Origin of the sequence: Planococcus sp. CAU13 (assembly GCF_000775575.1) — a bacterium.
Taxonomy (GTDB): domain Bacteria; phylum Bacillota; class Bacilli; order Bacillales_A; family Planococcaceae; genus Planococcus.
The window spans coordinates 1-6,946 of the sequence record NZ_JRGN01000295.1 but is presented as its reverse complement, the minus strand read 5'-3'; the positions used below and the strand labels follow the sequence as shown (position 1 = coordinate 6,946).

General features: G+C 50.2%; 8 protein-coding genes. 2 read left to right on the top strand and 6 right to left on the bottom strand.

The window, feature by feature from the left end; translation table 11 throughout:
* Positions 1–106 precede the first annotated feature (106 nt).
* Genes KW93_RS13620 through mntR form a run of 3 tightly spaced genes read right to left on the bottom strand, consistent with a single transcriptional unit; the run spans position 107 to position 2,350 of the window.
* The gene (locus KW93_RS13620) at positions 107–991 is read right to left on the bottom strand and encodes a DUF1002 domain-containing protein (protein ID WP_033543583.1); all 885 of its coding nucleotides are present in this window, start codon (positions 989–991) and stop codon (positions 107–109) included.
* Positions 992–1,043: 52 nt separating this feature from the next.
* On the bottom strand, positions 1,044–1,907 hold the full coding sequence (locus tag KW93_RS13615; RefSeq protein WP_033543582.1) for a CvfB family protein: 864 nt from the start codon (positions 1,905–1,907) through the stop codon (positions 1,044–1,046).
* Positions 1,908–1,927: 20 nt separating this feature from the next.
* On the bottom strand, positions 1,928–2,350 hold the full coding sequence (mntR, locus tag KW93_RS13610; protein WP_033543581.1) for a transcriptional regulator MntR: 423 nt from the start codon (positions 2,348–2,350) through the stop codon (positions 1,928–1,930).
* 163 nt (positions 2,351–2,513) lie between these two features.
* On the opposite strand from mntR, the gene KW93_RS17330 reads away from it, so the two are divergent.
* Complete coding sequence (locus tag KW93_RS17330) at positions 2,514–2,669, top strand: lmo0937 family membrane protein (protein ID WP_152602463.1); 156 nt, start codon at positions 2,514–2,516, stop codon at positions 2,667–2,669.
* Positions 2,670–2,718: 49 nt separating this feature from the next.
* Here KW93_RS17330 and KW93_RS13605 read toward each other — a convergent pair whose 3' ends face one another.
* The 3 genes from KW93_RS13605 to KW93_RS13595 are packed head-to-tail and all read right to left on the bottom strand — an operon-like array spanning position 2,719 to position 6,283.
* The gene (locus tag KW93_RS13605; RefSeq protein WP_033543580.1) at positions 2,719–3,837 is read right to left on the bottom strand and encodes a GNAT family N-acetyltransferase; all 1,119 of its coding nucleotides are present in this window, start codon (positions 3,835–3,837) and stop codon (positions 2,719–2,721) included.
* A gap of 24 nt (positions 3,838–3,861) precedes the next feature.
* Positions 3,862–5,955, bottom strand: coding sequence for a heavy metal translocating P-type ATPase (locus KW93_RS13600; protein WP_033543579.1), 2,094 nt, complete (start codon positions 5,953–5,955; stop codon positions 3,862–3,864).
* On the bottom strand, positions 5,927–6,283 hold the full coding sequence (locus KW93_RS13595; protein WP_033543578.1) for an ArsR/SmtB family transcription factor: 357 nt from the start codon (positions 6,281–6,283) through the stop codon (positions 5,927–5,929). The genes KW93_RS13600 and KW93_RS13595 overlap by 29 nt, the downstream gene beginning before the upstream one ends.
* Before the next feature lie 177 nt (positions 6,284–6,460).
* Between KW93_RS13595 and KW93_RS13590 the strand changes: the two genes are divergently transcribed.
* A complete protein-coding gene (locus KW93_RS13590) occupies positions 6,461–6,880 on the top strand; it encodes a universal stress protein (protein WP_033543577.1) in 420 nt (139 codons plus the stop codon).
* The last annotated feature ends 66 nt before the right edge of the window (positions 6,881–6,946 follow it).

The following is a 6,946-nucleotide window of genomic DNA, read 5'->3' as shown; positions in this document are numbered from 1 at the left end:
CAGGCCATGCCCGCGGAAAGCGTCCACCTGAAGCGAAATGATATGAGAAATCTATGCTTCCTCAATAACAAAAAAACGGACAGCCTGGGCTGCCCGTTTACTTTCTTTAGTTGAACCAGGACCGCACGCTGTTCGCCAGGTTTCTGAAGAATTCCTTGACGCTGTTCCAGAAGCCCTCGTCATTGACGATACCGCCGATTTTGTCCTCGATCGTTTTGCTCAAATCCTCAAGCTGGGTCGACCATTTGGAAAAATCGATATCCAATTGGCGGATCCGGTCCATCAGATCAGTCAATAATTTGCGGTCTTCCGGACTCAATTCGATTTGCAGTTTTGATAATTGTTCTTCAACAATCTTTTCGACATCTTCACGGGAAGCCGGATTTGTTTCAGCAATCTGCTTTTTGATCTCTGTCAGCAATTCGCTGACTTTTGCTTCATCCACATTTTCAGCCAGTTCGGTCGCCACTTCAAGTTCATCGTTTGCAACGTCTGTCCGCTCCGGATCCAGTTGTTCGCCGTTCACTTCATAAGCTTTATAAATACCCACTAACGCAGAATGGCCTGTCACCGGCTTTGGCGCAGCAACTTCAACCGAAGCATTTTCAATCCCCGCGGTCAGCATGGCATTCGCATACATTTCTGTTGTCACCTGCGTAATGTTATCCGGTGTCACGATTTGGATGACCAGGCCTTCGCCTTCATCTTTTCGTGTGATCTTGGCTGAAGAAAACATCCGCGCACGCGCGTCGCCGTCTTTGATGTAAGTCACCAGATCTTCACCGGTTACTTCGATTTCTTCCACTTCCGCTTCTTCTTCGACACTCAGGCTTTCAGAAACGCTGGCTTTTTCAGCTTCCGAAAGATTTCCTCCATATACTACAATCGGCACGCCGAATTTTTCATTGATGCCCACATTCGCCATCGTAAAGGAAGGCAATATCATCGATACAATTAAAACCATTGCTATAGTTGCTATTAATTTTCTCATCTTTTTAGCCCCTTTCATAGAAATAATACGAATCTGCTCCAGAAAGGTTGCATCAATGCTGCTGGAGTTTGGTCCAGCCGTCTTCCTGTACAATGCGGCGGTCTTTGTATAATCTGCCCAAAGCGCGTTTGAATGCGGCTTTGCTCATGCCGAACATTTCCTGGATTTCATCAGGCGAAGATTTATCGCCGAATGGCATCTGACCGCCCGCTTCCGTTAAATAACGCATGATTGTTTCTGCATCATCCGATAAACGCTCCTGTTTGCGCGGCAGCAGAGAGCCGTTCAATGTGCCGTCATCTTTGACGCCGATGATGCGCACGGTTTTTTCTTCGCCGAGGCGCGGCTCTTCTTCGCGCTCTGATTCATGGACGAAGATCCGGTACATCTCCGGAACAGAAAGCATGAATGTGCCAACCGGCAGCAAGCGGTAAGCCCGCGCTTTCAGGTCCTGGTTATAGACGGATGTCGGTGCATCCACATACAATTCGTTGACTTTTTCTTCAGTGGCCAGTCGGCCGTACAAATCGCCGTAGCGGTCTGTGCGGAGCGTCATGAATACATGGTCGCCCTTTTGCGGCCAAAGTTCCTCGAATTGCGGCAGGTCTTCAGGCAATAAATACACTTCACGTGTCGTACCGATATCCACTACCGCTCCTTCGCGTTTGGAAATTTTCAGCACTTTCGCCCAGCCGTAGATGCTCGGCAAAATGTGTGGAATCATTGGTGTTGCCGATACGCCGCCCTGGCGGTTGCGGTACAGGAACACTTCGATTTCCTCCCCGATTTCACGCCCTTCTTCGATCTCTGATTCGTTCATCAGAACTTCATCGCCTGAGCCGTCAGACAGGATCCACTGGGAACCTGAACGGTCTTTTATTTGTAATACTGCTTTTTCACCGGGGTGTAATGGCATAATAGAACCTCCTGTTTCGTTTAACTGTCTTTTTCTTCATTCTTTAATTTCTCAAGCTTTTCAATAAATTGAGGATTTTCCTCCAGCACCTGGACCAGGTCCGCGATGCGGTTGATTGAATTCCAGCTTAAGTGGTGTTCAATCCCTTCCACATCTTCATAGATGCGCTCTTCGTCGACACCGATCAGGCGTAAAAACTGCTCCAGCAGATCGTGCCTTTTAACAAGCCGTTTGCCCAGCTTCTGTCCCTGCGGCGTCAGCACGAGTCCGCGGTAGCGTTCATAGATCAGGTAGCCGTCTTTGTCCAGCTTTTGCACCATCTTTGTTACCGATGAAGGCAATACGGACAGCGCTTCCGCAATATCTGAAACGCGGGCATAGCCTTTTTGCTCGATCAAAGAATAGATGATTTCAATATGGTCTTCCATACTTGGAGTAGGCAAATTTCGTTCCTCCCTAATGTAGCTATCCTCAGTTTACTATACCCTCCGCCGGCGAACAACCGAGCCCCGCCGGCTGATGCGGCCGATATTTTTACCGGTATGTTTGACGGGTATTTTTTGAGGGTACTTATTACTATCTAAGCAGAAAGGTCGGTGAGAACACATGGCTCGTATTTTATGGATTATACTTGTAGTTATTTTAGCAATCTGGATTATTGGATTTTTAATGGACGTTGCCGGGGGATTAATTCACCTTCTACTGATTGTAGCAGCAATCATCTTAATCGTTAACTTGATTTCCGGCAGGAAAGGCGTATAGAAGAAGAGACGGCGAGGGCAATCCTCACCGTCTCTTTTTTCGTTTTATTTCAATTTCCTATTTTCGAATACACGCATGTATCACGTAATTTATTGTCCAGACGGGAAACAGTATCATTGCGCAGAATTCCTTCAAGTTTGAAGTCAAGCCTCTCAGCAACGGCCCGGCTTCTGACATTGTCCGGGTCGCATCTGATTTCCACACGATTGGCGCCCAGTTCCTCAAACGCGAAACGCGTGATGCGCTCAACAGCTTCTGAGACAAAGCCTTTTCCTTCAAAGCGGTTATCGACCCAATAGCCGATTTCAAACTTCCGCACTTCCCAGTCAATGCGGTGAAGGCCGCTTGAACCGATGAATTCCCCCGTATCTTTCAGGAAGAAATGAAGGCGAAGATCTTTGCGGAGCTGAAAATCAGCTGCCGCTTCGATCAAATTGGCTTCAATCTGCTTCAGGTCCGGCTTTTTCTGGGCAAACGGCATCCACGGCCGCAGCGAATCGATTGAATGCTTGATGGCTTCATAGCTGTGGACGGCATCAGCGCGGCGCGGCGCACGGATCAGCAGGCGCTCCGATTCAAAACTGTCCGGAAAATCAAGCAGCACCGGATTGAACGGCGCCGAAGACGGTTCCGCAATCGTATCTTCCCACAGCACCGGCGTCGTAACGCCCTGCTGCCAGTCTTCCCGTGTCATGCCGTATGTCACCGCATCGAAATAACGGTTTTCTTTGGCGGAAAACCAGGCCTGGCGAATATGCGCCTCTTTGACGAACCCGGTCCGTTCAAATGCTTTGCGCATCGCAAAGTTGTCATGGCGCGTATGGCCTTCCAGGCGAATTTTCTTCTCCGGCAGCGAAAAGACGAAATCCGCCGTCATTTTCAGCGCCTTTGGACCATAGCCTTTGCCACGGTAAGGATCGGCAATCCGCAGATCGAACAATGGAATGTCGTCCTGAAGATCGAAAATCTTCACGAGCCCGACCTGTTCGCCTTCGTCATTTTCGATCCAGAAAGTGGTGACCTGATCAGACTGATAGCCGCCTTCTTCTATTGTCTTCTGTATCAGCGCGCGGACAGGATGTTCCTGCCCGTGATAGGGCCAGGAATTCGTCGTCATAAATTCGATCAGCTGTTCCTGTTCTTCCATCGTCCATTCAGTTAATTTCAAAACAAATCCTCCAAGCATGCAGTGTTACTTTTGAACTTTGACAAGGCGCAGCGCATTCAGGATCACAAGCAGGGTCGCACCCATGTCAGCGAATATCGCAATCCATAAAGTGAGCCAGCCCGGAATGATCAGCAGTAATGCAATGACCTTCAGCCCCAAAGCAAACATGATATTTTCCTTTATTATACGCAATGTCTTGCGGCTTAGTCGAATCGTGTAAGGAAGTTTTTCCAGATCATCGGCCATCAGCGCGATATCCGCCGTTTCAAGAGCTGTGTCCGTACCGGCTCCGCCCATCGCGATGCCGACGGTTGACGCTGCCAGTGCAGGCGCGTCATTGATGCCGTCCCCGACCATCGCGACGCGTCCGTACTCTTGCTGGAGCCCGCGAATCGCGGATAATTTATCTTCCGGCATCAATCCTGCCCGGACGTCGGTGACACCGATTTCTTTTGCGATGGCATTTGCGGTTGCCGGGTGGTCCCCCGTCAGCATGATCGTCGCGCTGATACCCATCTCCTTTAATTTCCCGATGATGGACGGGCTTTCCGCGCGGATGGCATCAGCGACTGCAATGATGCCGATCAGCGTGTCTTTCGTGAAAACAGCCATGACCGATTTGCCGCTGTTTTGAAAATCACGCGCATAATCGGGAATGCGCAGTCCATATTCTTCTGCCCACAGCAGGCTGCCGATATGGATTCTATGCCCTTCCACATCTGCATAGGCTCCTTTGCCGGTAAGCGACTGGAAGTTTTCAGCCGGCAGAAGTTCATCGTGCGCTTCTTTGACGATTGCCCGCGCCAGTGGATGCTGTGACATCGTTTCAGCTGATGCCGCAAGCTGCACAAGCTGCTGTTTCGTGTAGCCGTTTTCCGGAATGGCATCCGTCAATTCAGGGTATCCCTTCGTCAATGTACCGGTTTTATCGAATGCAACCGCATTGACGCGGCCCGTTTCTTCCAGGTGGATGCCGCCTTTGATCAGCACGCCTTGTCTCGCCGCATTGCCGATTGCCGTCACGATCGCAACCGGTGTGGAGACGACCAGCGCACACGGACAGCCGACAACCAGCACCGCGAGTCCCTGATAGATCCAGAGTTGCCAGTCGCCTGTCACATATCCCGGAACCAGTGCCACCAGGAATGCAATGGCAATAATGACGGGCGTGTAATATTTCGCGAACCGGTCAACGAATTTCTGCGACGGCGCTTTTTCCGCCTGCGCTTCTTCAACGAGATGGATGATTTTTGCGATGGTCGTGTCTTCCACGCGCTTGGTCACGGTCACTTCAAGGGCGCCTTCTTCGTTCATGGTTCCCGCAAACACGTCATCACCGGCTGTTTTGACAGCCGGAATCGATTCTCCCGTGATTGCTGCCTGATTGACCGCAGACTGCCCGCGTAAAACGACGCCGTCCATTGCAATCTTCTGGCCCGGTTTTACGATCAGCACATCCCCGATGCGCACGTGTTCCGTATCCATTTCCAGCAATTCCCCGTTCCGCTGGATAAGGGCACGCGCCGGCGCCAGATCCATGAGGCCGCGTATCGACTGCCGCGCTTTATTCATGGAGAAGGATTCAAGGGCTTCACTGACCGCGAATAAAAACACGACCACTGCGCCTTCGCGCCATTCACCGATAATGGCTGCACCGATGACAGCGATCGTCATCAATGTTTTCATATCAAATTCAAAACGGCTGAGATTCAGGAGTCCCGTACGGAACATGTGATAGCCGCCGACAAGCATGGAACCGCCAAACAGCCCGATGGCCCATGGATTGTTTTCAGCTGTCTGGAAGGAAATGATGACACCCGCAACCAGCAACAGGAACGAAATCGCCGTTTCGATCGACTGCCGGCGTTTATAGAACGGAATGTGTTCAATCTTCGATTTTTCCGGATAAACCCGGATATGGTCGAAGGCTCCCGCCTGTTCAAGTGCTTCAATGGAAACATTGCCGTCAACAGTCAGTTTGGAAGCACCGAAATTCAATTCAACGTTTTTAATATCCGGCAGATTGCGGACGTTATTCTCAAATTTTGCAGCGCAGCTTGTGCAGGACAAATTTTCGAGGCGGTAGGTTTTAACCAATTTCTGCACCTTCTTTCGCATGTTCATGGGCGATGGTCACGAGTTGATGCACATGCTTGTCTGACAGCGAATAATAGATTTGCTTCCCTTTCCGTTCAGATTTCGCCAGCTTCCGTTCACGGAGATAGCGCAGGTGATGCGAAGCTGTGGCTGTCGAACCTCCAATGACAGCGGCAATATCGCAGACACACATTTCTTCTTCTATTGTTAAGGCATAAGCAATTTTCAGCCGCGTTTCATCTGCCAGCGCTTTGAAAAGAACCGCCACATCGGACAGGTCCGTCATTTTGTTTTGGACGTTTTCCACTCGTTCAGGATGGACTTTCGTTATTTCACAAATTTCTTTCATCCCTGCATCCCCTTCTTCATTCAAACATTCATTTGATTGTTAACTCCATTTTATCACGCTCCATGCGATAGTCAAACCTTTGTTTGAATGTAAAAGGCCGTGCACGAAAAAGGGATTTCACTGTGATTGTCGAATAGTTATCGTTAAGTTATCCAGTGCGAAAAAGGGGAGATGGGCATGTACAGGAAAATATTACTGGCGGCAGATGGGTCGGATCATTCCAGGCGGGCAGCAGCTGAAGCGCTGAAAATGGCGAAAATGTTCAGCGGCTCTGCTGTTACACTGCTTTATGTCGTCGATTATGAGAAAGCACGAACAGAAATGCAGCTCTCCAAACACCGGGATGAACCGCAATTTCACCGGGGCCAGCTGCTTCTGCCGCTTGAAGAAATGTTCACTTCCGCCGGTGTTCCTATTGAAGCCAAAACGCTGCACGGTGCCCCGGGACCGACAATCATCCGCTACGCCAATGAAAACAGCTACGACATCGTCTTTATCGGCAGCCGCGGCCTCAACGCCTTTCAGGAAATGGTGCTGGGCAGCGTCAGCCATAAAGTGGCGAAGCGGGTGCAGGCACCGGTTGTCATTGTGAAGTAAGAAAAGCGACGGCAAAGAGATGGCCCAAGGTTTATTGGCCCATCTCTTTGCGACGAAGCAGCGCAG

Coding starts and splice junctions, on each gene's coding strand:
- KW93_RS13590 (WP_033543577.1), top strand. CDS start 6,461: ATGTACAGGAAAATATTACTGGCGGCAGATGGGTCGGATCATTCCAGG.
- KW93_RS13595 (WP_033543578.1), bottom strand. CDS start 6,283: ATGAAAGAAATTTGTGAAATAACGAAAGTCCATCCTGAACGAGTGGAA.
- KW93_RS17330 (WP_152602463.1), top strand. CDS start 2,514: ATGGCTCGTATTTTATGGATTATACTTGTAGTTATTTTAGCAATCTGG.
- KW93_RS13600 (WP_033543579.1), bottom strand. CDS start 5,955: ATGCGAAAGAAGGTGCAGAAATTGGTTAAAACCTACCGCCTCGAAAAT.
- KW93_RS13615 (WP_033543582.1), bottom strand. CDS start 1,907: ATGCCATTACACCCCGGTGAAAAAGCAGTATTACAAATAAAAGACCGT.
- KW93_RS13620 (WP_033543583.1), bottom strand. CDS start 991: ATGAGAAAATTAATAGCAACTATAGCAATGGTTTTAATTGTATCGATG.